Source organism: Kribbella antibiotica (assembly GCF_004349055.1).
Taxonomy (GTDB): Bacteria; Actinomycetota; Actinomycetes; order Propionibacteriales; family Kribbellaceae; genus Kribbella; species Kribbella antibiotica.
Window position 1 is genome coordinate 61,891 of the sequence record NZ_SMKX01000023.1, and the last position, 22,054, is coordinate 83,944.

Annotated in this window: 26 protein-coding genes and 1 riboswitch; of the genes, 14 read left to right on the forward strand and 12 right to left on the reverse strand. The window is 67.9% G+C overall.

Going from position 1 to position 22,054, the window contains the following annotated elements; genetic code table 11:
* Nucleotides 1-71: 71 nt before the first annotated feature.
* The 4 genes from E1263_RS10735 to E1263_RS10750 form a co-directional block, all read right to left on the reverse strand.
* Entirely contained in the window at nt 72-797 is a 726-nt protein-coding gene (locus E1263_RS10735) for a polysaccharide deacetylase family protein (RefSeq protein ID WP_238161163.1), read from the reverse strand.
* Between the two features lie 255 nt (nt 798-1,052).
* Nucleotides 1,053-1,796, reverse strand: coding sequence for an amino acid ABC transporter ATP-binding protein (locus E1263_RS10740; protein WP_132167072.1), 744 nt, complete (start codon nt 1,794-1,796; stop codon nt 1,053-1,055).
* Nucleotides 1,780-2,532 carry an amino acid ABC transporter permease gene (locus tag E1263_RS10745; protein WP_132167073.1) on the reverse strand — a complete coding sequence of 251 codons (753 nt, stop codon included), beginning with the start codon at nt 2,530-2,532 and terminating at the stop codon, nt 1,780-1,782. The genes E1263_RS10740 and E1263_RS10745 overlap by 17 nt, the downstream gene beginning before the upstream one ends.
* Before the next feature lie 30 nt (nt 2,533-2,562).
* The gene (locus E1263_RS10750) at nt 2,563-3,420 is read right to left on the reverse strand and encodes an ABC transporter substrate-binding protein (RefSeq protein WP_202868821.1); all 858 of its coding nucleotides are present in this window, start codon (nt 3,418-3,420) and stop codon (nt 2,563-2,565) included.
* A 226-nt stretch (nt 3,421-3,646) separates the two neighbouring features.
* Nucleotides 3,647-3,781: riboswitch (FMN riboswitch) on the forward strand.
* A gap of 178 nt (nt 3,782-3,959) precedes the next feature.
* Here E1263_RS10750 and ribD point away from each other — a divergent pair.
* The 5 genes from ribD to ribH are packed head-to-tail and all read left to right on the forward strand — an operon-like array spanning nt 3,960 to nt 7,971.
* Entirely contained in the window at nt 3,960-4,955 is a 996-nt protein-coding gene (ribD, locus tag E1263_RS10755) for a bifunctional diaminohydroxyphosphoribosylaminopyrimidine deaminase/5-amino-6-(5-phosphoribosylamino)uracil reductase RibD (RefSeq protein WP_132167104.1), read from the forward strand.
* The gene (locus E1263_RS10760; RefSeq protein WP_132167074.1) at nt 4,956-5,591 is read left to right on the forward strand and encodes a riboflavin synthase; all 636 of its coding nucleotides are present in this window, start codon (nt 4,956-4,958) and stop codon (nt 5,589-5,591) included. It abuts the gene before it with no gap.
* Nucleotides 5,588-6,262 carry a nicotinamide riboside transporter PnuC gene (gene pnuC, locus E1263_RS10765; RefSeq protein ID WP_132167075.1) on the forward strand — a complete coding sequence of 225 codons (675 nt, stop codon included), beginning with the start codon at nt 5,588-5,590 and terminating at the stop codon, nt 6,260-6,262. Before E1263_RS10760 ends, pnuC begins: the two co-directional genes overlap by 4 nt.
* A complete protein-coding gene (locus E1263_RS10770) occupies nt 6,263-7,501 on the forward strand; it encodes a bifunctional 3,4-dihydroxy-2-butanone-4-phosphate synthase/GTP cyclohydrolase II (RefSeq protein ID WP_132167076.1) in 1,239 nt (412 codons plus the stop codon).
* The gene (ribH, locus tag E1263_RS10775; protein WP_132167077.1) at nt 7,501-7,971 is read left to right on the forward strand and encodes a 6,7-dimethyl-8-ribityllumazine synthase; all 471 of its coding nucleotides are present in this window, start codon (nt 7,501-7,503) and stop codon (nt 7,969-7,971) included. Before E1263_RS10770 ends, ribH begins: the two co-directional genes overlap by 1 nt.
* A gap of 43 nt (nt 7,972-8,014) precedes the next feature.
* Here the strand turns inward: ribH and E1263_RS43205 are convergent, their stop codons facing one another.
* A complete protein-coding gene (locus E1263_RS43205; RefSeq protein ID WP_202868822.1) occupies nt 8,015-8,962 on the reverse strand; it encodes a hypothetical protein in 948 nt (315 codons plus the stop codon).
* A 63-nt stretch (nt 8,963-9,025) separates the two neighbouring features.
* Here E1263_RS43205 and E1263_RS10785 point away from each other — a divergent pair, with 63 nt between their 5' ends.
* The 4 genes from E1263_RS10785 to E1263_RS10800 are packed head-to-tail and all read left to right on the forward strand — an operon-like array spanning nt 9,026 to nt 11,677.
* On the forward strand, nt 9,026-10,036 hold the full coding sequence (locus tag E1263_RS10785; RefSeq protein WP_132167078.1) for a helix-turn-helix transcriptional regulator: 1,011 nt from the start codon (nt 9,026-9,028) through the stop codon (nt 10,034-10,036).
* A gap of 13 nt (nt 10,037-10,049) precedes the next feature.
* Nucleotides 10,050-10,313 (forward strand): phosphoribosyl-ATP diphosphatase, encoded by a 264-nt coding sequence (locus tag E1263_RS10790; RefSeq protein WP_132167079.1) that lies wholly within the window; start codon nt 10,050-10,052, stop codon nt 10,311-10,313.
* 49 nt (nt 10,314-10,362) lie between these two features.
* Nucleotides 10,363-11,211 (forward strand): ATP phosphoribosyltransferase, encoded by an 849-nt coding sequence (gene hisG, locus E1263_RS10795; protein ID WP_132167080.1) that lies wholly within the window; start codon nt 10,363-10,365, stop codon nt 11,209-11,211.
* Between the two features lies 1 nt (nt 11,212).
* Complete coding sequence (locus E1263_RS10800; protein WP_132167081.1) at nt 11,213-11,677, forward strand: PH domain-containing protein; 465 nt, start codon at nt 11,213-11,215, stop codon at nt 11,675-11,677.
* On the opposite strand, the gene E1263_RS10805 is transcribed toward E1263_RS10800, so the two are convergent.
* Entirely contained in the window at nt 11,655-12,536 is an 882-nt protein-coding gene (locus tag E1263_RS10805; RefSeq protein ID WP_132167082.1) for an aldose 1-epimerase family protein, read from the reverse strand. The genes E1263_RS10800 and E1263_RS10805 overlap by 23 nt on opposite strands.
* 93 nt (nt 12,537-12,629) lie before the next feature.
* Between E1263_RS10805 and E1263_RS10810 the strand changes: the two genes are divergently transcribed.
* From E1263_RS10810 to E1263_RS10820, 3 genes are read left to right on the forward strand one after another with little or no spacing between them, the layout of a single operon-like run.
* Nucleotides 12,630-12,983, forward strand: a complete 354-nt coding sequence (locus E1263_RS10810) for a YciI family protein (protein ID WP_132167083.1) — start codon at nt 12,630-12,632, stop codon at nt 12,981-12,983.
* A 2-nt stretch (nt 12,984-12,985) separates the two neighbouring features.
* On the forward strand, nt 12,986-14,209 hold the full coding sequence (locus E1263_RS10815; RefSeq protein WP_132167084.1) for an RNA polymerase sigma factor: 1,224 nt from the start codon (nt 12,986-12,988) through the stop codon (nt 14,207-14,209).
* 13 nt (nt 14,210-14,222) lie between these two features.
* The gene (locus E1263_RS10820; protein ID WP_132167085.1) at nt 14,223-14,669 is read left to right on the forward strand and encodes a globin domain-containing protein; all 447 of its coding nucleotides are present in this window, start codon (nt 14,223-14,225) and stop codon (nt 14,667-14,669) included.
* Here E1263_RS10820 and E1263_RS10825 read toward each other — a convergent pair.
* Nucleotides 14,648-15,298, reverse strand: coding sequence for a uridine kinase family protein (locus E1263_RS10825; RefSeq protein ID WP_132167086.1), 651 nt, complete (start codon nt 15,296-15,298; stop codon nt 14,648-14,650). The two genes, E1263_RS10820 and E1263_RS10825, sit on opposite strands and share 22 nt — an antisense overlap.
* Nucleotides 15,285-15,779 carry a hypothetical protein gene (locus E1263_RS10830; protein WP_132167087.1) on the reverse strand — a complete coding sequence of 165 codons (495 nt, stop codon included), beginning with the start codon at nt 15,777-15,779 and terminating at the stop codon, nt 15,285-15,287. The genes E1263_RS10825 and E1263_RS10830 overlap by 14 nt, the downstream gene beginning before the upstream one ends.
* An 88-nt stretch (nt 15,780-15,867) precedes the next feature.
* Here E1263_RS10830 and E1263_RS10835 point away from each other — a divergent pair, with 88 nt between their 5' ends.
* Nucleotides 15,868-16,368, forward strand: a complete 501-nt coding sequence (locus tag E1263_RS10835) for an SseB family protein (RefSeq protein WP_132167088.1) — start codon at nt 15,868-15,870, stop codon at nt 16,366-16,368.
* Nucleotides 16,369-16,391: 23 nt separating this feature from the next.
* Here the strand turns inward: E1263_RS10835 and E1263_RS10840 are convergent, their stop codons facing one another.
* Genes E1263_RS10840 through E1263_RS10850 form a run of 3 tightly spaced genes read right to left on the reverse strand, consistent with a single transcriptional unit; the run spans nt 16,392 to nt 20,008 of the window.
* Entirely contained in the window at nt 16,392-18,830 is a 2,439-nt protein-coding gene (locus E1263_RS10840; RefSeq protein WP_132167089.1) for an ABC transporter permease, read from the reverse strand.
* A gap of 15 nt (nt 18,831-18,845) precedes the next feature.
* Nucleotides 18,846-19,586 carry an ABC transporter ATP-binding protein gene (locus E1263_RS10845; protein ID WP_238161165.1) on the reverse strand — a complete coding sequence of 247 codons (741 nt, stop codon included), beginning with the start codon at nt 19,584-19,586 and terminating at the stop codon, nt 18,846-18,848.
* Nucleotides 19,583-20,008: a DUF1707 domain-containing protein gene (locus E1263_RS10850; protein WP_132167091.1), complete on the reverse strand. Its 426-nt coding sequence runs from the start codon at nt 20,006-20,008 to the stop codon at nt 19,583-19,585. Before E1263_RS10850 ends, E1263_RS10845 begins: the two co-directional genes overlap by 4 nt.
* A gap of 148 nt (nt 20,009-20,156) precedes the next feature.
* On the opposite strand from E1263_RS10850, the gene E1263_RS10855 reads away from it, so the two are divergent.
* Nucleotides 20,157-20,861, forward strand: coding sequence for a TetR/AcrR family transcriptional regulator (locus E1263_RS10855; protein WP_132167092.1), 705 nt, complete (start codon nt 20,157-20,159; stop codon nt 20,859-20,861).
* Here the strand turns inward: E1263_RS10855 and E1263_RS10860 are convergent.
* Nucleotides 20,848-22,008: a glycoside hydrolase 5 family protein gene (locus tag E1263_RS10860; protein WP_238161166.1), complete on the reverse strand. Its 1,161-nt coding sequence runs from the start codon at nt 22,006-22,008 to the stop codon at nt 20,848-20,850. The two genes, E1263_RS10855 and E1263_RS10860, sit on opposite strands and share 14 nt — an antisense overlap.
* Nucleotides 22,009-22,054: the final 46 nt, after the last annotated feature.

The window sequence follows — 22,054 nt, forward strand, 5'->3', positions numbered from 1 at the left end:
GCCACGCTGACCAAGACCGAGCTGGCTGGGGCCGCGCTGACTGGGACCGCGCTGACTGGGACCGAGCTGAGCTAGCAGGACAGCGTACGGAAGCCGTAGCCCTGCGCCTTGAGCTTCTCCAGGATGCTCGGGAGCGCCTCGATGGTCTGACTACGATTCCCGCCGCCGTCGTGCAACAGGATCACCGAGCCGCTCTTCACCCCACCGAGCACACGCGACTCGATCACCGCAGGGCCCGGCTTCGACCAGTCCCGCGAGTCGATCGTCCACATCACCAGTTCCTTGCCGAGCGCCTTCGCGCGCGCACGCACAGTCGCACTGACCCCGCCGTACGGCGGCCGTAGGCAACCCGGCGTGACCCCAGCCGCTGACCGGATCGCCTGATCGGTGTCGCCGACCTGCTTCCGGAACCCGGCTGCAGTCTGATGCCGCAGATCCGCGTGCGCCCACGTGTGGTTCTGCACGCTGTGCCCAGCGGCATGAATCGCCTTGGTCAGCTCCGGATGCTTCGCCACGTTCTTCCCCACCTCGAAGAACGTCGCCTTCGCTTCGTACTTGGCCAGCACCGCGAGGATCTTCGGCGTGTAGGCCGGATCCGGCCCATCGTCGAACGTCAGTACGACGTACTTCGTCGGAGGCGGAGTCGCGGCCGGTGCTGCCGCAGGCGGGGGAGCGGGCGCAGGCTGTGTGTGCGGGCGCGCCGCGGCCACCACGATCGTCCCGATCACCGCGCTGACGGCAACGATCATCGCCAGCCCGGTCAACCGCTGACCGGTCCGCGTCAGTCGAGTCTCCATGCGTCCCCCAGGGCGGTGGGTTGCCTCACTCGACCCTCACCCTTCGGTAAACGCCCGCTAAAGCGCGGCCCCCACGCCGCTTCCCCGTCAACAACCCCGGATAGCGGACGGCGAGGGCGGGACGGCGAGGGTAGGGGGCGAGCCAAAGCGGACCGCCACCACTGAGCAACCGCACGAAATGGCGATCGGCGGGCTGGTGCTGAGCGTGAGGAGGGTGCTCAGCGCAGCGTTACACAGTGGTGGCGGTTCGCGATGTCACAGCACTTGCGACAAGAACTGCTGCAATCGGGGCGACTCCGCAGCGGTGAAGATCTGGTCCGGTACGCCGGACTCGACCACCACCCCCTGATCCATGAACGCAACCTGGTCGGCGACCTCGCGCGCGAACCCCATTTCGTGGGTGACCACGACCATCGTCATCCCGGACTGGGCGAGGTCGGCCATCAGCCCGAGGACGCCTTTGACAAGCTCCGGGTCGAGAGCCGAGGTCGCCTCGTCGAAGAGCATCACCTCAGGCTTCATGGCCAGCGCCCGCGCGATGGCGACCCGCTGCTGCTGACCGCCGGAGAGGTTGCCGGGGCGAGACTCAGCCTTCTCCGACAATCCGACGAGCTCCAACTGCTCGAGCGCCGCAGCTCGTGCTTCCTCAACGGAGAGCTTCTGGAGCTTGCGCAGCGGGAGCGTGATGTTGTCGATCACGCTCTTGTGCGGGAACAGGTTGAAGTGCTGGAACACCATCCCGATCCGCCGCCGCAACACATCCGGGCTTCCGGCGAGCACCGACTCCCCGCCGAGCCGGACATCGCCCGCGTCCGGCTCGATCAGCCGGTTGATCGTTCGCAACAGTGTCGACTTCCCGGAACCCGACGGCCCGATCACGCATGCCGTCCGGCCGGCCGGTACGTCGAGGTCGACGCCGCGCAGGACCTTGTTCGTACCGAAGGCGAGCTCGACGCCGCGGACCTCGAGGCTCGCAGCGAGCTCAACGGTTGTCGGCATAAGCCGGCTCCTTCAAGTCGACGGTGTCGGTCGGCCGACCCTCACGCAGGCGCTTGTCGATGTAGTTGACCAGGTGGGTGAGCGGGACCGTGATCACCAGGTAGAAGATTCCCGCCAGCAGCAACGGTGAGAGGTTGCCGTCGGTCGCCGCGGAGTCCTGCCCGATCCGGAACAACTCCCGCTGCGACGCGAGCAGGCCGAGGAAGTACACCAGGCTGGATTCCTTGATCAGCGCGATGAACTGGTTGACCAAGGCCGGCAGTACCCGCCGGACACCCTGCGGGATGACAACGAGCCGCATCCCGGAGGTGTAGCTGAAGCCGAGCGCTCGCGCCGCCTCCAACTGGCCCTTCTCCACGCTCTGGATGCCGGAGCGGAAGATCTCCCCGATGTACGCCGACGCGATCAGCGACAGCGCGAGAATTCCCAGCGGGTACGGGTTCGGGCCCCACCAGTGCCGGGTGATCGGGGACAGGCCCTGACCGATCAGCAGGATGGTCAGGATCGCAGGCAGGCCGCGGAAGATGTCGGTGTAGATCTTCGCCGGCCACCTGAGCCAGCGCTTCCGGGACAGGGCGAAGACCGCCACGATCATGCCGAGCACAGTGCCCAGCACGACCGAGGCGGCCGCCAGAATCAGGGTGTTGACCAGTCCGACCTTGAGCATCTCCGGCAGGACTGCCTTCATCGACCCCCAGTCGAGGAAGGTTTCGTTCAGAGTGGACCAGATGTCCATGTCTTTTTCCCTCGGCCCGCCTCGTCCGGATCAGGCTTTGGGAGCCGTGAACTTAACAGTCCCGCTACCCGGCTTGAAGGTCTCCGGTACGGCGCGGCCGGGGTAGTACTGCTCGACCAGCTTGGTCCAGGTGCCGTCGGCGATGACCTCGTCGAGGGCCTTGTTCACCGCCGCGAGCAGCTTGTCGTTGCTCTTGGCCACGGCGTACGCCGTCGGTGCGGAGCTCAGCTCCTTGGCCGCCAGGACGATGACGCCGCCGCCCTGCTCCTTGGCCATCTTCTCGCCGATCTCGGCCGGCGAGATCCACGCATCCGCCGTACCGGCCTTGAGCTGGCCGACCGCGGCGTTGTAGTTCGGCACCCGGACCGGGTCGAGGTTCTTCGACGTCGCGTAGTCGTCCTGGACGGTGCCCTGGACCACCACGACGCGCTTGCCGGTGAGCTGGTCGAACTTGGTGATCCCGGACGTCTTGGTGGTGTTCAGGCCGAGGTAGCCGAAGTCGTAGCCATTGCTGAAGGCAACCGTCTTCTTGCGCGCCTCGGTGATCGTGATCGACGAGCTGCCGAGGTCGAACTGGCCGCCGTTCACCTGCGACAGCAGGGTGGAGAAGTCGGTCCCGACGAACTCCGGCTTCAGGTTCAGCTTGGCCGCGACCGCGGTGATCAGGTCGTTGTCGAACCCGGTGAACTTGCCGTCCTTGACGTACACGTTCGGCGGCGCGTCGGTGAGCGTCCCGATCCGCAGCGTGCCGGCCTTGAGCAGGCCGAGGTCGGGGCCGTCGGCGGCGGCCTTGCCGTCATCGCTGCCGCAGGCAACCATCGCCCATGCCAGTGTGATCACGGCCCCGGCCGCGGCGATACGACGGAAGGGAGCGCTGAAGGCGCGCACGAGTGTCTCCTCAATACGGTCAAGTGGTACGCAGGGCGAACCACCCCGCTCGATCCGAAGCCAACACCACTGATCCGGCAGTCATTCCCCACCGACACCCACTGAGACGGCGCCGCAATGTCTACCGGATCTGTGTTATTAGCCCCGGTCCTGGCGTCTTGGAATGTGACCTGGATCGTGGCGGGGCTTGCCAGCAGGGGCATACTGGAGTCACGAGTGAACCCACTCGCGTGCTCCGGGGTCGGTGAAATTCCGAGCCGGCGGTGATAGTCCGCGACCCGGTCGTTGCAGTTCGGCGGCCGGTTGACCTGGTGGAATTCCGGGACCGACGGTGAAAGTCCGGATGGGAGGCAGCACGCGATCGGCGGGAGAGCTCCGACGTTCGCGAGATGTCGCCTGGGCTGAGGCCTGCGCGGCACCGAAGCGGTCGCCCGGAGATCTGTACGTCGGTCGTTACGGCCCCGGTGTGCGTCCGTGACGACGAGGGACCGTAAGTGACGAACGCAGGGCCTATCCCCACGCCGATCGACGTCGCCTGGATGCGGCGCGCGATCGAGCTGGCCGCCCGCGGCATCGGCAGTACCCACCCGAATCCCGTGGTGGGCTGCGTGATCACCGCAGCCGACGGCCATCCGGCCGGCGAAGGCTTCCATGCCCAGGCCGGCGGACCGCATGCCGAGGTCGAGGCGTTGCGGATGGCGGGACGACGAGCACGCGGCGGTACGGCGTACGTGACGCTGGAGCCGTGTAATCACACCGGCCGCACTGGCCCGTGTGCCGATGCGCTGATCGAGGCCGGTATCGCTCGCGTGGTGTACGCCGTACCGGATCCGAACGCGCAGGCGTCCGGCGGTGGCGAGAAGTTGCGCGCCAAGGACATCCAGGTCGAGCAAGGCCTGCTGCAGGACGAGGCTGAGGCCGGCAACCACATTTGGCTGCACAGCGTGCGGACGGGACGGCCGTTCGTGACGTGGAAGTTCGCAACCACGCTGGACGGCCGATCGGCTGCCCCAGATCGCAGCAGCAAATGGATCACCGGGCCGGCCGCGCGGGCCGACGTACACGGCAAGCGTGCGGAGTGCGACGCGATCGCGGTCGGTACGCAGACGGTGCTTTCCGATGATCCTGAGCTCACGGTTCGGGATGCCGATGATGCTCCGGCGGCGCGGCAGCCGCTGCGCGTGGTGGTCGGCGACCGCGAGATCCCGGCGACCGCGCGAGTCCGCAACGACCGGGCGCAGACGCTCTTGCTGCCTACCCATGACCCTGCCGAGGTGCTGCGGCAGCTGGACGACCGCCAGATCCGGCACCTCTGGCTCGAAGGCGGCCCGACGCTGGCCGCCGCGTTCCTGCGCGCCGGTCTGGTCGATCAGATCGTCGCGTACGTCGCTCCGGCCGTCCTCGGCTCCGGGTTCTCCGCCATCGGAGACCTCGGCGCGGAATCGATCGACCACCTGCGGCGCTTCAACCTTTCGGACGTCACTCGCCTCGGCGACGACGTGCGGCTCACCCTGGCACCCCTCGGAGGGAAGTAGATGTTCACCGGAATCATCGAGGAACTCGGCACCGTCGAGGCGCTCGACCTGCTGGACGGCGACGCGGCCCGGCTCACCATTCGCGGGCCCAAGGTGACCGAGGACGCCGGCCACGGCGACTCGATCTCGGTCAACGGCTGCTGCCTCACGGTGGTCGAGTACGGCGACGGCCTGTTCACGGCCGATGTGATGAGCGAGACCCTCAAGCGGACCAGCCTCGGCGGCGTCGGCAAGGGCTCGAAGGTCAACCTGGAGCGGGCGGTCACCGCCCACGCGCGGCTCGGCGGCCACATCGTTCAGGGGCATGTGGACGGCGTCGGCACGATCGCGAGCCGGACGCCCTCCGAGCACTGGGAAGAGGTCCGGATCGCAACCGCGCCGGAGATCCTCAAGTACGTCGCCGAGAAGGGTTCGATCGCGGTCGACGGGGTTTCGCTGACCGTCACCGATGTCGACGACGTGACCGGGACATTCGGGATCAGCTTGATCCCGACCACGCTGGAGCTGACGGTGCTCGGCGGAAACAAGATCGGCGACACCGTGAACCTCGAGGTCGATGTGATCGCGAAGTATGTTGAGCGCCTCCTCGCCGGAGGCGGAAAGACTGACACAGTGGTTGCTGGAGGCACCAAATGAATGCCGTTGACTGGTTGCTGCACGCGCAGGTGACGATCGCCGGCTCACCGGTGCTGGTCCGGGAGATCGTCGGGAACGTGTTCGGCCTGGCAAGCGCGCTGTTCGGGATGCGCCGGGTGGTCGCCGCCTGGCCGGTCGGGATCATCGGGAACGTGTTGCTGTTCACGGTGTTCGTGGGCGGCATCTTCGATACGCCGCAGGACAAGGACCTCTGGGGTCAGGCCGGGCGGCAGGTGTTCTTCTTCATCCTCAGCGTCTACGGCTGGTATCAGTGGTACCAGACCCGTCACCGCGGCGCCGCCAAGGCGGTGACCCCGCGCTGGGCGACCGGCCGGGAGCGGATCGAGCTGCTCGGGATCGGCGTCGTGCTCTACGCGGCCGGCTTCTTCGTGCTGCGGGCGCTGGGCTCCTGGGGTCCGCAGTGGGACGCCTGGATCCTCACCGGCTCGATCCTGGCGACGTACGGGATGGCGCGGGGGTTCGTCGAGTTCTGGCTGATCTGGATCGCGGTCGACGTTGTCGGCGTTCCGCTGCTCGTGCAGGCGAAGTTCTATCCGTCGGCCGCCATGTACGTGATCTACGGCCTGTTCTGCCTGATCGGGTTCGCGTCGTGGTGGAAGATTCAGAACAATGAGCGGGTCAGCCCGCCGGAAGCTGTGGTGGTGGGTTAAATGGGTGACGTGCTGAAGCTCGACACGATCGAGCATGCGCTGGAAGAGATCCGGGCCGGGCGCCCGATCGTCGTTGTCGATGACGAGGACCGCGAGAACGAGGGCGACCTGATCTTCGCCGCGTCCAAGGCGACGCCGGAGCTGCTGGCGTTCATGATCCGGTACAGCTCGGGGGTCGTGTGTGTGCCGATGGAGGGCCCGGAGCTGGACCGGCTCGGGATTCCGCTGATGACCCCGCACAACCGCGAGCGGATGCGGACGGCGTACACGATCTCGGTCGATGCGCGGGACGGGATCACGACAGGGATCTCGGCGGCGGATCGCGCGCGGACGATCAAGGTGCTGGCGGATTCGGCGTCCGAGTCGTACGACCTGGTGCAGCCGGGGCACATCTTCCCGCTGCGGGCGCGCGAGGGCGGCGTACTGGTTCGGCCTGGGCACACCGAGGCGTCTGTCGATCTGGCACGCATTGCCGGGCTGAATCCGACGGCGGTGATCTCCGAGCTGGTGAACGACGACGGGACCATGAAGCGCGGTCAGGATCTGCGGACCTTCGCGGACGAGCACGGACTGGTGCTGATCTCGATCGACGACCTGATCAAGTACCGGCGCCGGACCGAGATCCAGATCGAGCGGGTCGCGACGACCACCCTGCCCACCCGGTACGGCGACTTTGTTGCCCACGGCTACCGAAACACGGTGGACGGGTCGGAGCAGCTGGCGCTGGTCCGGGGTGACCTGAAGGACGGCCCGGTGCTGGCGCGGTTGCACTCGGAGTGCCTGACCGGCGACGTGTTCGGGTCGCTGCGGTGTGACTGCGGACCGCAGTTGGACGAGGCGCTGCGCCAGGTCGCCGCCGAGGGTGGTGTGGTGGTCTACCTCCGCGGTCACGAGGGCCGCGGGATCGGTCTGCTGCACAAGCTCCAGGCTTACGAACTGCAGGACGCCGGCCGCGACACGATCGAGGCCAACCTTGACTTGGGGCTGCCTGCTGACGCTCGTGACTACGCGGCCGGCGCGCAGATCCTGGCTGACCTGGGCGTGACCGCAGTTCGGTTGCTGACGAACAACCCGGACAAGGTGGACGGTGTCCAAGGCCACGGGATCGACGTCGTCGAGCGGCGCGGGATCTCCATCGACCCCACCGAACACAACCTGCGCTACCTGCGCACCAAGCGCGACCGCATGGGCCACCACCTGCCTGGCAGTCCCTCAACCGATGAGCAAGGAGCCGGCTGATGTCGGGTAGTGGAGCACCAACCATCGAAGCCCCTCGCGCCGAGGGCGCCCGCGTGGCAGTCATCGCCGCACAGTGGCACCCGAAGGTCACCGACTCGCTGGTCGCAGGGGCGCTTCGGGCGCTCGAAGACTCGGGCGTCACCGACCACAAGGTCATCCGCGTCCCCGGCTCCTTCGAGCTCCCCGTGGTCGCACTGCACGCAGCGAAGGCCGGGTACGACGCAGTGATCGCGCTGGGCGTGGTGATCCGTGGCGACACCCCGCACTTCGAGTACGTCTGCCAGGCGACGACCGACGGCTTGATGCAGGTCGGCGTGACTACTGGTGTGCCGATCGGCTTCGGTGTCCTGACCTGCGACAACGACCCCCAGGCGCTGGATCGCGCAGGGTTGCCCGATAGCCGCGAAGACAAGGGCTACGAGGCAACGCAGGCCGCGCTGTCCACGCTCGTGGCGGTCCGGGCGCTGTAGTCGCCCCGAGCTGCGGGCACGCGTCTGCCCGCAGCTCGGAAACTCACCCGATGCGGGTGTGCTCCATGTACCAGTTGGTGACCCACGTCGTGCCGCCGTCTTCGGAGAAGTCCTGCTGCCAGGCGGCCTTGTCGGTTCCAGGGGTCCAGGTGAAGCGGACGTCGATCGGGCGGCCCTCCCACACGTCCGGGCCTTCGAAGATGCCGAGCCCGTCGTTGCCGAAGGCCCCGATCACGGGTGTCTCCAGCTGTCCCCGCAGGCTGTTGATCCAGTAGATGGACCACGTCTGAGCCGACGGGTTGAACAGCCGGAAGGTCGCGCCCCGGAAGCCCTCGGTCGGAAACCAGCCTTCGTCGAAGCTGATGGCGCCGTCGAAGAAGGTTGTCACCTGCATCTCGGAGGCGACCTCGTACCACTCACAAGGCTCGCCCAGGGCAGGCCGGCGACGGCGGTTGGCCATGTCCCAGCGGCCGACCAGGAAGTCGAAATCACCAGTCACCTTCGGTACGTCGAGAGCCGGGGCGGGCGTCGTACGGCGGGTGAAATCCATTGTCCAGTTGACGTCCCAGGTCTTGCCGCCGTCGGCGGAGTAGGACTGCTCCCAGTGAGCGGTCTGCTCGGTGATGTCGGACCAGGCGTAGCTGCACAGGACGGGCTGTCCGTCGACTGTCTCCTCGCCGACCAGCCAGCAGCTGGTGCCGTCGTCCGACCAGCGCCCGCGGACCGGCGGATAGAGCTGCATGGTGCTGCTGCTGACCCACCAGATGTTCCACTCCTGCTCGACCGGATCGAACAGCCGAATGGACAGCCCGTAGGTGCCTTTGGAGGGGAAGCGCATCTCGTCGATGCTGATCGCGCCGTCGAAGTAGGTGTGCGCGGTCGTCGTACCGGTGTACTCGATCCACTCCCCGTCGATCAGAGTGCGGTGCCGGACGTCGAAGTCGCCCTGGAGGAAGTCGAAGTCGCCGGTCGCTTTGGTCCATGTCGTCATACGCACCACCCTGACTCCAAAACCTGACAACCGCTGGCAGTGTTTCCAGCTACTGTCAGGAGTATGCGTTCGAGCCGGCTGCTGTCCATCCTGCTGCTCCTGCAGACCCGCAGGCAGTTGACCGCGCGCGAGTTGGCCGACGAGCTGGAAGTCTCGCTCCGCACCATCTACCGCGATGTCGAGCAGCTCGCCGCCGCAGGTGTCCCCGTGTACGCCGATCAAGGGCGCGCCGGCGGATACCGCCTGGTCGAGGGCTACCGCACCCGCCTGACCGGACTGACCGAGCAGGAGGCCGCTGCACTGTTCCTGGTCGGCATGCCCGGCCCGGCCGCTGCACTGGGCCTGACAGCCCAGACGAACGCGGCAGAGCTCAAGCTCCTGGCCGCACTGACCACGGACCAGCGTGACCGCGCCGGCCGCCTCAAGAACCGCTTCCACCTCGACATGCCCGCCTGGTACGCCGACGCCGAGACCTCACCGCACCTGTCCGCGGTAGCTGACGCCGTACTGCACGATCGACGCATCAAAGTCCGCTACCGCCGCTGGGAAGCCCCTCGCGAGGTCGACCGCACCCTCGAGCCACACGGCCTGGTACTCAAAAACGGCAGCTGGTACGTGATAGCCGCCACCGAGACCGGCATGCGCACCTACCGCGTCTCCAACATCCTCGCTCTCACCCCAACCGACGAGCCGTTCACCCGCACCAAGGACTTCGACCTCCCCAGGTTCTGGCAGGACCACCTCCAGTACTTCGATCAGTCCCGCTTCACCACCCAGGCGGTCGTCAAAGTCTCGGCAAGCCTCGCCACTCGCATGTACGACGTCTCCTTCCCGCAACTCGTCGCAGCGGTCGCCCAGACACCCCCAAACGCGGACGGCACCGTCACAGTCACCCTCGGGATCGAGTCGATCGGCAACGCAGCCGCCGCCCTCTGCCGGTTCGGAGTCGGCCTGGAGGTCCTGGAGCCACCAGAGCTCCGCACCGAGCTCGCAGCGCTCGGCCGGACCCTCACCAGCCTCTACGAAAGTCCGTCCAGCGGACCTGCACACTCAACAGCGGACGGCGCCCCGTAGGCTGGGCCCCGCCATGAAGAGTTTCGAGGAGCTGTTCGCCGAGCTGGGCGACAAGGCACGCACGCGTCCGGAGGGATCCGGCACCGTGGCGGAGCTCGATGCCGGCGTGCACACGATCGGCAAGAAGCTGGTCGAGGAGGCCGCCGAATCCTGGATGGCCGCCGAGCACGAGGGCAAGGAACGCGCCGCCGAAGAGCTGTCCCAGCTGCTGTACCACGCGCAGGTCATGATGATCGCGCTCGATCTGAAGCTCGAAGACGTCTACCGACATCTGTAGGAAGCACTCACAGACCCACCGGTTCAGTTTCGACAGATTGGGCAGTGCCATGCTGCGCGTCGCAGTACCGAACAAGGGCTCGCTGAGCGAGGCCGCGATCGAGATCCTCATCGAAGCCGGCTACAAACAGCGCCGGACCACCAAAGACCTGACCCTGATCGACGTCGCGAACGAGGTCGAGTTCTACTACCTCCGCCCGCGCGACATCGCCGTGTACGTCGGCGAAGGCACCCTGGACGTCGGGATCTCCGGCCGTGACCTGGTGCTCGACTCCCACGCCGACGCCGACGTGATCATGGAGCTCGGTTTCGCCGGCTCCACCTTCCGGTTCGCCGGTCCGCCCGGGATCGCGTCCTCGGTGAAGGACCTGAGCGGTAAGCGGATCGCAACGTCGTACGCCGGGGTCCTGGCCGATCACCTGGCCGACAACGGGATCGACGCGTCGGTCGTCCGCCTGGACGGCGCAGTCGAGTCAGCCGTCGCCCTCGGGGTGGCGGACGCGATCGCGGACGTCGTCGAGACCGGTACGACGCTCCGTCAAGCGGGGCTCGAGGTGTTCGGCGAGCCGATCCTGCAGTCCCAGGCAGTGCTGATCAAGCGGCACGCCTCTGACCCAGCGCCAGCTGGTCTCCAGCAGCTCGTACGGCGGATCGAGGGCGTCCTGATCGCGCGCAACTACGTGATGATGGACTACGACATCCCGGCCGACCAGATCGACGCAGCGACCGAGGTCGCGGCCGGCCTGGAGTCGCCGACGGTCTCCCCGTTGCACCGCGCGGGCTGGGTCGCCGTCCGGGTGATGGTGCAGCGCGCCGAGGCCCAGCGGATCATGGACCAGCTGTGGGAGGTGGGAGCCCGTGCCATCCTCACTACCGATATCCACGCCTGCCGGATCTGAGATGACCGCCGACGACCGCCTGTTCACGTTCCATCCGCGGAGCGTGGCGATCATGGCTGCTGTCATGGGGTTCTCGCTGATCGCCCTCTTCGGGGTGATCTGGGTCCAGTTCGATGATGTCACCACGGCGAGCTTCACGCTGTTCCAGCGGCTGACCCTGTTGGCGTTCTTCGGCGGGATCCTCTGGATCCTCTACCGGATGGCGACAGTGCGCGTGAGCGCGTACGCCGACCGGATCCGGATCCGCAATGTCTTCAAGTCGTACACGCTGCCGTGGACCGAGGTGACCGCGCTGCGGTTCACCTCGGGGGATGCCTGGCTGCAGCTGTTCGATGCCGAGGACAACCGAATCGGCGTGCTCGCGGTTCAGGCTTCCGAGGGGCGCCGGGCGAGCACGGCCGCCAAGGAGCTGGCAGCCGTGGCCCGCGCTCACGGTGCCGGCGTTAAGCGGACACCCGAAAACTAGTCTCGTGTGACTGACCGGGCTCCAGGACGATCAGGTCCTGCCCGGTCACGAACGCGTCCGGCGGACATGTCATCGGTTCGACGGCGAGCGCCGTACGGCCGATGGCACTGCCGGTGTAGAGCTGCAGCCAGGGCGTGTCGGCAGTCAGCACCGAGCGGGCGCCTGACGCCGGATCAGTCAGCGTGACCGTCCATGGCCCGCCGGTGAACGCGTTGTCGATGTCGAGCTCGCCGATGACGCGGCCGGTACCGAAGTCATAAGCGGTGCCGGTCACCGGGGTCAGCCCGGTCGGGGACAGCCGATCCGGCGAGACCTCAAGCCGCTGCGAAGCGCTGAACTCCAGCACGCACTCGTCGATCTTCCGGCCGACACTCAGATACGGATGCGTCCCATACCCGTACGGCGCCGCACCTGCGCCGACGTTGGTCGCGCCGGCTGTCACCTCGAGTCCATCGTCGCCCAGACGGTAAGTGAGCCGAAGGTCGAGCTGATGCGGGTATCCAGGCTGACCGTGCAGCCGGTGACCAGCCTCCACGTACGACGGGTCCGAGCCGTCGTCGACGCGGTTCCAGTTGGCCCACCGGGTGAGCCCGTGGATAGCGTTCTGCCGGGCCGGCTCGGTGAGATACAGCTGCCGCTCGACTCCGCCGAAGCTGTACTTCCCGTCCGTGATCCGGTTCGGCCACGGAAACAGGTGCTGCCCGATGCCGGCATGCGCCGACTCCGAAGCGTCGTACCCGAGCAGCACCTCGCGCCCCTCATACGTGAGCCCGCGCAGTCCACCACCCACACTCACCACAGTCCCGGCATACCCGCCGCTGGAAATCGTCCACTGCTCGCCCGAAGGCAGAACGCTCATACCCCCATCCTCACAAATTTCTTGGAGGTGCTGTCCATTTGGGTCTGACCCGTTCGTGGTGATGCTGTAGACACGCCAACAGGAGGTAACACCGTGAAGTATTTGCTGCTGATCAACGCCGGCGAGCTCGACCTGTCCGGGGGAGCGGTCGGGTGTGAGCCGGCCGACTGGATGCGGTTCGACCAGGAGATCACCGACGCCGGCGTCGTGGTGGCGTCGGAGTCGCTGGCGGACCTGGTCACCCAGACCCGGGTGCAGGTGGACAACGACGGGAAGCGGACCGTGACGGATGGGCCGTTCGCCGAGACCCGTGAGGTGCTCGGCGGGTTCTACGTGATCGACGTACCGGATCTGGATGTCGCGCTCGACTGGGCGGCCAAGTGCCCGGGGTCGCGGGCCGGCGGAGCGGTTGTGGTGCGCCCGGTCGCGGAATTCCCCGGAGCCTGACGATGGATCAGGTCGAGGCGGTCTTCCGGGAGGAGCGCGGTCGGCTGCTGGCCGCGCTTGCCCGGCGGTTCGGCGATCTCGACCTGGCCGAGGAGGTCACGGCGGAGGCGATCGAGGCGGCGCTCCTGCGCTGGCCGATCGACGGCGTACCGCCGAACCCGGGCGGCTGGCTGATGACCACCGCCCGGCGGAAGGCGGTCGACCGGCTCCGCCGAGATCAGGTGTACGCCGCCAAACTCGCGATCCTGCAGGTGGACGCGGATCGGGCCGAAGCGCCGCGGCCCGGCGGCGAGTTTCCGGACGACCGGTTGGAGCTGTTCTTCACCTGCGCGCACCCGGCGCTGGCCGCCGAGGACCGCGGGGCGCTGACCCTGCGCTGCCTGGCCGGACTCAGTACGCCGGAAGTCGCGCGAGCGTTCCTCGTCCCGGCCGCGACGATGGCGAAACGGATCGTCCGCGCGAAGGCGAAGATCCGCGACGCCCGCATCCCGTTCCGGGTCCCTTCGAAAGACGAGCTTCCGGAGCGACTGCCCGGCGTACTGCAGGTGATCTACTCCGTCTTCACCGAGGGCTACGCAGCTAGCTCAGGCCCGTATCTTCAGCGACTCGACCTCGCCGAGGAAGCGATCCGCCTTGCGCGGATCCTGCACAGCCTGCTCCCGGCCGAGCGTGAAGTCGCCGGACTGCTCGCCCTGATGCTGCTCGTCCACGCCCGCCGCGACGCCCGCACCGGAGCGTCCGGCGAAGTCGTCCTGTTGGAAGATCAAGACCGCACTCGCTGGGACCACGACCAGATCGCCGAAGGCCGTGCCCTGGTCGTGCAATCCCTCACCGGTGGACCAGCCGGCCCGTACGCCGTCCAGGCCGCGATCGCCGCCGTCCACGACGAAGCCCCGACCTTCGCCAGCACCGATTGGGTCCAGATCGTCGCCCTGTACGACGTCCTGTCCGCCCTCGACCCGTCTCCCGTGATCGCCCTCAACCGCGCCGCCGCGCTCGCCTTCCGCGACGGCCCCGAGGCCGCCCTCACCCTGCTAGACACCTTGGCCGACGAACCCCGCCTCCGCGACTACCACCCGTACGCGCTGGCGCGAGCCGACCTCTTGCAACGGCTGGATCGCCGTACCGAGGCTGTCGCCGCCTACGAGCGAGCCCTGACCCTGGCCGGCTCCGACCCCGAGCGGATCCACATCCGCGCTCGCCTAGCCGACCTCTCCAACGCCTGACATTCTGAGGTTCATGCAGACCTTGTACGACGCTGTCGGCGGGATGGACGGGCTGGTCCGGCTCGCGCACGCGTGGCACGAGCGAGTGCTGGCGGACGAGGTGGTGAGCCACGCGTTCAGCCACGGCTTCCACCCGGACCACACTCAGCGACTGGCGGCGTACTGGGCCGAGGCGCTGGGCGGGCCGGGCTGGGCTGATGGGAACGAGTCGTCAGTCGTGTTCATGCACAGCGGGAACGGCGAGCATCACGAGATGGATCGCCGGGCGATCGAGTGCTTCGACGCGGCGCTTGACGACGTGGGCCTGGCTGGTGCGCTGAAGACCGCTTTGCACGACTACTTCGCCTGGGCGACGACGGTGTCGATGGCGCGGTATCACGGCTCCAAGGACCAGGTGCCTCAGGGAATGGGTATCCCGCGGTGGTCGTGGGACGGGCTTCAGGACGCAGCTGAGCTGTGAGGTAGGGCTACTGATTTGGCGACCAGTTCGAGCGTCGGGTCGTGGGGGACGGCGGGGTTCCCGTCGACGACTACCTGGGCGCGGTCGCGGGTTTGCTGGGTGGCGAAGTGGTCGCGCTCCCAGCGCATCCACTCGAGCCAGTGGTCGCGCAGCGCTTCGCCGTCGCGCTCGATGCCACGGTCGAGGCGGATCTCGTTGGAGGTTTCGATCCACAGCCGCAGCGACTGGTAGGCGTCGGCGTCACGGTCGCAGGAGGTGACGCCTTCGACGATCAGGAGGTCGACAGTCACCGGTACGACGTGGAGCTCGGCGTAGGCGCCGGCGTTCCAGTCGTAGCGGCGGTAGCGGCCTTCGCGGCCGTCGGCCATCCGCTGCAGGACGTGGTCGCGCAGCAGGCCGAATCCGCGTTCGGCGCCGGCCCAGCCGTCGTACAGGTCGTCCATGTGGATGACGAACACGTTCAGGTCGCGGGCCTTGGCGCGAGCCTCGAAGCGGGCGGCGAGGGTCGACTTGCCGGAGCCGGCCGGGCCGTCGATGGAGATCAGCCGGGTCCGGCCCAGCCGCGGGGGCGCGGCCTGGACGTGGTCGAGCAGGGAGTCCAGGGTCAGGGGGTTCTCAGTTGATTCCATGGCGCTTCAGGATGTCCTCGATCTCGTCGAACTCCGACGAATCTTGCTGCCCACCCTTGGTCTTGGGTTTCGCAGCTTTGGCAGGGGCAGCCGACGCGGGCGCCGGCCCGGTGGTGGTCAGCTCACCGGCGGGCTTGGGTTGCTTCTGCTTCTTGGGCTCGCGGGGTGTGTCGCCACGCCGCGACCGTGCGAAGCCGGAGACGACGTACAGGACGACGGAGACGCCGAACAGCGCGACTCCGGCCCACACGGTCGGCGAGAAGATCAGGTGGGTGACCCAGCTCACCGCCGACCGCACGACGTCCCACACCAGCTCCAGTAACCCGGTCAGGTACAGCGAAACCGGCAGCAGCGACCAGGCCACACCGCGCGTCCCGGCCGCCGCCCCGCGCCGCCGCCAGGCGAACCACGAGCCGATCAGACCGATCAGCGTGAGGCCCGCGCAGAACGGCAGCAGCGTCAAATCGTTGAAGTCAGGCACATACCCAGGCTCGCACAGTCCGCCCGCGATCAAAGGGGGGAACAGCCCTGACACCACCCTGAAACCGCCCTCCGGGGACAATGGGCGGGTGCAACCAGGAGAGCGGCGTTTGGCATTCACCGGCTTCGACGACGATGACGGTACGGCGGACGCCGCGCTGGCCGGGGCGTTGGCGGCAGGCGACCAGGGGGCGCTGCTTGCGGCGCTGACCCGTGCGCGGCTGCTGGTGCCGGTGGTCGCGATGCTCGGCGAGGTCGAGTACGACGAGAAGGGCCTGGCGCACGACAAGACGTCGGACATGGCGGTCGCGCTGCTGCAGGGGCAGGACGGGCGGAACGCGCTGTTGGCGTTCACCGGGACGGAGTCCCTGGCCCGCTGGAGTGCCGAGGCGCGCCCGATGCCGGCGCAGACTCAGTTGGTCGCCACCGCCGCCGTACAGGAGGGGGCGGTTGCGATCGTCCTCGACATCGCGGGTCCGGCGCCTGGTGTGATCGAGGAGGACGACGTACGCCGCTTGGCCGCCGGCCTCCAGGTGGTCAGGCTGGAGGACGGCGGCTACGGGTGGGTCGAGCCGGCCCCAACCAACTGACTGCCCAGCCGGTCAGATTGGGGTCAGCCGACGGGGGATGACAGTGCGTCCATCGGCTTGGTGCGCATGGCGATCCGGCCGGTGATTGCGGTTGTCGGCAGCACGAGGAGCAGGACGACGCCCACCCAGGCCAGCAGGATCCAGACCGGTCCCGAAGGGATTGGCCAGCCGCGACTGGCCACCGCGATCGGAAGCACGGTGAAGGCGGCTGCGATCAGCCCGATCACCAGCCCGAGCGCCGCGATCACCAGGCTTTCGAGGGTGAGCATGCGGGAGACCTGCTTGCGCGTTGCCCCGGTCAGCCGCTGGAGGCCGAACTCCCTGCGCCGGTCGAGCACCGCCACGGCGATCGTGTTCACCGAGGCGATGGCCGTGTAGGCCACCGCGATCCCGGCCAGCAGGTAGGCGATGTAGGCGTCGACCCCGAGTCCGGCGTCGTACCCAGCACTGAGCACGTCCCGGCCCCCGGCCGTCGTACCCGGCCATTTCGCGAGGTCGACGGTCCCCTCGGTCTTGACCAGCAGCAGGCTCGGCAGGCCGGTCGTGGTGTGCGAAGCCAGCAGGGCGGCGGGTAGCAGCAGCGGCTCGTAGCCCGACGGGCCTTCGACCAGGGCAACCACCGTCACCTTGACCAGCGCGTTGTCGCCCAACCGCACGCCGAGCTCCGATCCCACGTCGACCTTCAGCTTCTTCGCCGTACCGGGTGGCAGCGCGATCGTCGAATCCTTCAGATCGGCCAGCGAACCCTTCGTGACCTTGCCCTCGTAGACCGGCCCGCTCAGACCGAGCAGCGGCCAGGCGTCGCTGGTGTGCGACTTGTCGTAAGGCTCCTCAATCCAGCCCTTGCTCCGAACCAGCTCGGACACCGCCGTGACCCCCGGTTGCGAGCGAACGCTCTTGGTCAGCCCGGCCGGGATACCGCCGGTCGTGCTGGTGATCACGACGTCCGCGGCCAGATCGCCGGTCGCCGCCTCGATCGCCGCCTTCTGCTGCGTGGTCTGGGCATAGATGTTGCCGAGGGCAATCGTCGTGGCGATGGTGATCGGGATCAGGATCGCCGCGAACTGCACCGCCCGCACCCGCAGGTTGATCACCGCGAGCACCCCGCTCGTCCCGCGCTTCTCGACCAGCGCCGTCAGCCGCGGGATCAGCGCCCGCTGAATCACCAGCGGTGCAAGGATCGCGACCGCGATGGAGCCGGTCAGACCGGCCGGTCCGCCGATCGCTGCCGCGTTGGTCGGGCTCATGAACAGCGTGGAGACCGCGATCGACACCGTCACCGCAGCGAACCCGAGACCGATCAGTGTCCGCACCCGGCCCAGCGCGACAGCCGGTACGGCGGCCTCCGCGAGCGCCTGGATCGGACGGATCTGCGCGGCCCGTCCGGCGGCGATTCCGACGGTCACCCGCAGGACGATGAACGTCAGCAGCGCGGCTCCCGCGAACGGAAGCGGACCCTGGTCGTACCGCAGTTGCGCCGGCACGATCCCGCCACCGGTCAGCAACCCGAAGATCCAGTCTCCGGCGACGCGTCCGCACAGCAACCCGAGCACCAGCCCGAGAATTCCGACCACCATCGTTTCGGCGATCACCATCTTCGCCACCTGCCGCGGCGTCGCCCCGCTGGCCCGCAGCAACGCCAGCTCCCGCCGCCGTTGCCGGACCGACAACCCGATCGTCGCCGACACCACCAGCGCCATCACCACCGCCACCATCCCACCGAAGACGCCGGACATGATGATCAACGGCAAACTGGTCGCGATCCCGCGGTACTCCGCAACTCCCCGCTCGTCGCCGGTATAAGCCTGCACGCCCGCGGGCAACTCGAGTCCGGTCACCGCAGGCCAGACCCCCAGCGCATCAGGGGCAGGTGAAAGCCGCTCAGCCTCCGAATCCGCGAAGAACACCGCCGGTACGTCGACAGTCCGCTGAGCCACCGCAATCCCAGCGACCGTGTACTGCTGGGGCTCGCCGCGAACAGTGACCGTGACCTGGTCGCCAGGCTTGGAGCCTCCGGCGAGACGCGCATCGAGCACAACCTGTCCGGTCTGGGGCGCCCGTCCCGCAGTCAGCGCATACGGGGTCAGCGCTGCAGACGCCCACCCATGCCCGGCCAAGACCTCGGCACCTGCGCCGGGCGTGACCACGGCGGGGAACGACCGGTCGGCGATCACCTTCGTGACTCCCGGAGTACTGGCGAGCTTCTGCGCCAGGTCCGCGTCCACGCGGTGCCGTTCGGGGAGGGCGGCCGAGCCGGACCCGTTCGGTGGGTGGTAAGCCGGGTCGCCACTGACGATGACCGGAGCAGCGGCCAGCCGCTGCGGCGGAGCGTTCAGGCGCAGGCCGGTCTCCAGCAGCCCGCCGGCCGCAGCCAGCAGAGCGCTGCCCAGCAGGACGGCGACGAAGATCGCCAGGAAGGCGGCGGTCCGGTGGCGCAAGGTGGTGAGCGCGAGGCGAAACATGAGCGGTCTCCGGAATCAGAGGGTGGCGGGGGAAAGGCTGAAGTGGGCCAGTTCGGCGGCGACTGTCTCGGCGGTGGGGCGGTCGGACTCGGAGACGATGCGGCCGTTGACCAGGAAGACGACGCGGTCGGCGTACGACGCCGCCACCGGGTCGTGGGTGACCATGACGATGGTCTGACCGAGGGCGCGGGCCTGGTCCCGCAGGAGAGCCAGGACCTCCACCGCGGTGACGGTGTCCAGGGCGCCGGTGGGCTCGTCGGCGAAGGTGATTGCGGAGCGACCGGCCAGGGCGCGGGCGATCGCAACGCGCTGCTGCTGACCACCGGACAGCTCACTCGGCCGGTGCCCCATGCGCTCACCCAGTCCGACCCGGGTGATCACTTCACGAATCCAGGCCTCGTCCGGCGACTTCCCGGCCAGTGTCTGCGGCAGTACGACGTTCTGCCGCACGGTCAGCGCAGGCATCAGGTTGAAGGACTGGAAGACGAAAGCGACATGTTCACGTCGCAGCTCGGTCAGTGCAGTCTCATCGAGCCCCAGCAGCGACTGCCCAGCCAGCTGGACCTGACCGGAGGACGGTGCGTCCAGACCGGCCGCGCAGTGCAGCAGGGTGCTCTTGCCGGAGCCGGACGGCCCCATCACCGCAGTGAAGGAGCCTTCCGCGAAGCCGTACGTGATGCCGTCCAGTGCGGTCACCGTGCCGGGGCCGGTGCCATAGACCTTCCGGACGTCAGTGAGCTGGACCGGCGTGCTCACACGCCCACCTGTACGTCGGTCTTGCGGTGGTAGGACTCGTGCGTCCACCAGAGGATTCCGACGACCATGCCCAGGCCGAGGTCGGACCAGAGCCACCATGGCCAGTCGAAGTGCCCGAAGACGGCCAGCGTCGCCCAGACCATGAACTGCACGACACAGGCGACCAGCCACACCGCGGTGAACGCCCGCAGCGCCACAGTCAGCCCCCGCGGCGGAGTCGCGTCAGCAACCCCAGCGAAGACCTGTCGAAGGTCACCACGGTTCCGGGCATCGTGCAGCAGCGACTGCCGGTCGCTGGCGGCAGGCGGCGTCAGCACACCCCGCCGTACGGCGCTGTCCAGCTTGGCGACCGCGGAGCGCCGGTCGGCCTCGGTCAGGGCGAGCTGGTCGGGGAGCAACAGCGGATCGAGAACGGTAGTCATCAGAGGTACCCAGGCTTTCCAGGAGGAGGAGTGCTTCTGTCAAATAGCGTAGGGGTTGAACAGTTTCTCCGCCCAGGGGGCGACCTGGTGTCTGCGAGGTGGTGGTAGACCCCCTCTGCCCGGTGGTGAAGTGCGCGAAGATAGGGGGATGAACGCAGAGTTGCCACCCGGTCTCGCGCTGGCGTGGGGTGTCCAGCCGGCGCAGCGACGCGGTCCGAAGCCCGGGCTGTCGGTCGAGCAGATCGTCGCGACCGGCATCGAGTTCGGCGACAGGGCCGGGTTCGAGGCGATCTCACTGCAGAAGATCGCGGCGCAGTTCGGCGTCACCACGAACGCGATGTACCGCTATGTGCGCTCCAAGGACGAGCTGATCGTCCTCGTCCACGACAAGGCGCTCGGCGCCCCGCCGGAGCTCCCTGCAGGCTGGCGCGCAGCCGGGACCGCCTGGGTGCACGCGCTGGTCGACCGGTACGGCGAACGTCCGTGGCTGCTCGACGTCCCGATCCGGGGCGCCCCCATCACACCGAATGTGATGCGCTGGGCCGAGGTGATGCTGCAGGCGTTCGCCGAAACGCCGCTGTCCCAGCACGATGCCCTCGGCTGCCTGATGCTGCTCGACGGATTCGCCCGCAACTACGCGAACCTGGCGCGCCAGCTCGGCGCGAACAACGACGTACCGGTCCAAGCCGAACAGGTCGGCGCGTTCCTGGTCCCGAGGCTCATCGAGGGCAACTACCCCATGCTCGTCTCGCTCTACACGAACGCCGAATACAACGACGGCCTCGACGACGACCTCGAATTCGGCCTGACCCGCACCCTCGACGGCATCGAGGTCCTGATCAAGGCAGCGTGATGCGAACCGGTCCTTCGGTCCGCGCGGCCACCCACTGCAGGTGAAATTCGCTGCCGGGGGCAACTTCCGCCCGGCGCTCCGGCTCAGCCCGCAGGTTGACCGGGGCGGTCAGCGTGGTGACCGCAGGCTCAACCGGTACGCCGTTGCTGCGCACGGAGGCGATCACGTCGGCCAGCGCCTGGGCGGCCGGCTTGCGCTCGTGGTCGACGGTGAACAGGCCCAGGTCGTATTCGCGATCCGGGAAGTCCAGCAACCGCCGGTCGATATCGTGCGACGACCACCACGTCACGCCGTACAGGGCCGGATTCGGGAGCACGTGCTCAACCGTCCGCCGGGTGAATTCAGCCTGCAGGGCGACGGGAATGTCCGGTCCGGGGACGCCGACCTCCTGCAGCCAGACCGGCCGTGCCGGGTCCAGCGACGTCGCAGCCGCGAGCTCGACCAGGTAGTCGGCATGGCTGAGCGTCGCCGGACCCATCGGCCCGTCCACTCGGGAGACCCCGTTGAACACCCAGGAGTGGACCGTACTGAGGTCGCCGAGATCCACCACGTCCGTCGGGTGGAAGGGATGATCGGCCTTGTACCAAGCGTCGTCGAACAACGAATGCAGAGCCAGTATGTCGGGCGCTGCCTTCCGTACCGTGTCGAGCAGCTCCCCGGCCCAGGCGGTCGACGATCCGAGCGTGGTCGGGCTGTCCGGCCAGAGGTTGTTGACCTCGTTCCCGAGCGTGATGGCGAACAGATTCGGCTTCTCCGCGATCGCGCGGCTCACGGTATCGACGTATGCCGTCAGCCCGTCGCGCACGGTTGAGTCCTCGAAAAGACTGCTCTTGTGCCAGGTCAGCATCCATGACGGCAGGAAGTCAAAGCTGGACAGGTGGCCCTGGATCAGGTCGACCGCGACCGACAGACCGTGCTCCGCCGCAGCATCGATGGTGTCGCGCAGATCGTCAATTGCGCGCTCGCGGATGATCGCCCGGTTCGGCTGGATCCACGGCCAGACCGGGAAGACCCGGACGTGGTCGAGGCCCAGCCCGGCCAGATCCGCGAAGTCCCGCCGTACGGCGTCGCCGTCGTAGTCGAGCCAGCTGTAGAACCAGCCGCTCGAAGGAACGTAGTTCGCGCCGAACCGCGGATCCAAAGCCATGATCCGCATGCTAAATCGGTTTAGCCCCCGGGAGCAACCGAGGCCC

Coding starts and splice junctions, on each gene's coding strand:
- E1263_RS10850 (WP_132167091.1), bottom strand. CDS start 20,008: ATGACTACCGTTCTCGATCCGCTGTTGCTCCCCGACCAGCTCGCCCTG.
- E1263_RS10855 (WP_132167092.1), top strand. CDS start 20,157: ATGAACGCAGAGTTGCCACCCGGTCTCGCGCTGGCGTGGGGTGTCCAG.
- E1263_RS10805 (WP_132167082.1), bottom strand. CDS start 12,536: ATGAGCGTTCTGCCTTCGGGCGAGCAGTGGACGATTTCCAGCGGCGGG.
- pnuC (WP_132167075.1), top strand. CDS start 5,588: ATGAATGCCGTTGACTGGTTGCTGCACGCGCAGGTGACGATCGCCGGC.
- E1263_RS43205 (WP_202868822.1), bottom strand. CDS start 8,962: ATGACGACATGGACCAAAGCGACCGGCGACTTCGACTTCCTCCAGGGC.
- E1263_RS10840 (WP_132167089.1), bottom strand. CDS start 18,830: ATGTTTCGCCTCGCGCTCACCACCTTGCGCCACCGGACCGCCGCCTTC.
- E1263_RS10815 (WP_132167084.1), top strand. CDS start 12,986: ATGGATCAGGTCGAGGCGGTCTTCCGGGAGGAGCGCGGTCGGCTGCTG.
- E1263_RS10740 (WP_132167072.1), bottom strand. CDS start 1,796: ATGCCGACAACCGTTGAGCTCGCTGCGAGCCTCGAGGTCCGCGGCGTC.
- ribD (WP_132167104.1), top strand. CDS start 3,960: ATGCGGCGCGCGATCGAGCTGGCCGCCCGCGGCATCGGCAGTACCCAC.
- E1263_RS10760 (WP_132167074.1), top strand. CDS start 4,956: ATGTTCACCGGAATCATCGAGGAACTCGGCACCGTCGAGGCGCTCGAC.
- ribH (WP_132167077.1), top strand. CDS start 7,501: ATGTCGGGTAGTGGAGCACCAACCATCGAAGCCCCTCGCGCCGAGGGC.
- E1263_RS10770 (WP_132167076.1), top strand. CDS start 6,263: ATGGGTGACGTGCTGAAGCTCGACACGATCGAGCATGCGCTGGAAGAG.
- E1263_RS10825 (WP_132167086.1), bottom strand. CDS start 15,298: ATGGAATCAACTGAGAACCCCCTGACCCTGGACTCCCTGCTCGACCAC.
- E1263_RS10790 (WP_132167079.1), top strand. CDS start 10,050: ATGAAGAGTTTCGAGGAGCTGTTCGCCGAGCTGGGCGACAAGGCACGC.
- E1263_RS10735 (WP_238161163.1), bottom strand. CDS start 797: ATGGAGACTCGACTGACGCGGACCGGTCAGCGGTTGACCGGGCTGGCG.
- E1263_RS10745 (WP_132167073.1), bottom strand. CDS start 2,532: ATGGACATCTGGTCCACTCTGAACGAAACCTTCCTCGACTGGGGGTCG.
- E1263_RS10820 (WP_132167085.1), top strand. CDS start 14,223: ATGCAGACCTTGTACGACGCTGTCGGCGGGATGGACGGGCTGGTCCGG.
- E1263_RS10860 (WP_238161166.1), bottom strand. CDS start 22,008: ATGGCTTTGGATCCGCGGTTCGGCGCGAACTACGTTCCTTCGAGCGGC.
- E1263_RS10785 (WP_132167078.1), top strand. CDS start 9,026: ATGCGTTCGAGCCGGCTGCTGTCCATCCTGCTGCTCCTGCAGACCCGC.
- hisG (WP_132167080.1), top strand. CDS start 10,363: ATGCTGCGCGTCGCAGTACCGAACAAGGGCTCGCTGAGCGAGGCCGCG.
- E1263_RS10800 (WP_132167081.1), top strand. CDS start 11,213: ATGACCGCCGACGACCGCCTGTTCACGTTCCATCCGCGGAGCGTGGCG.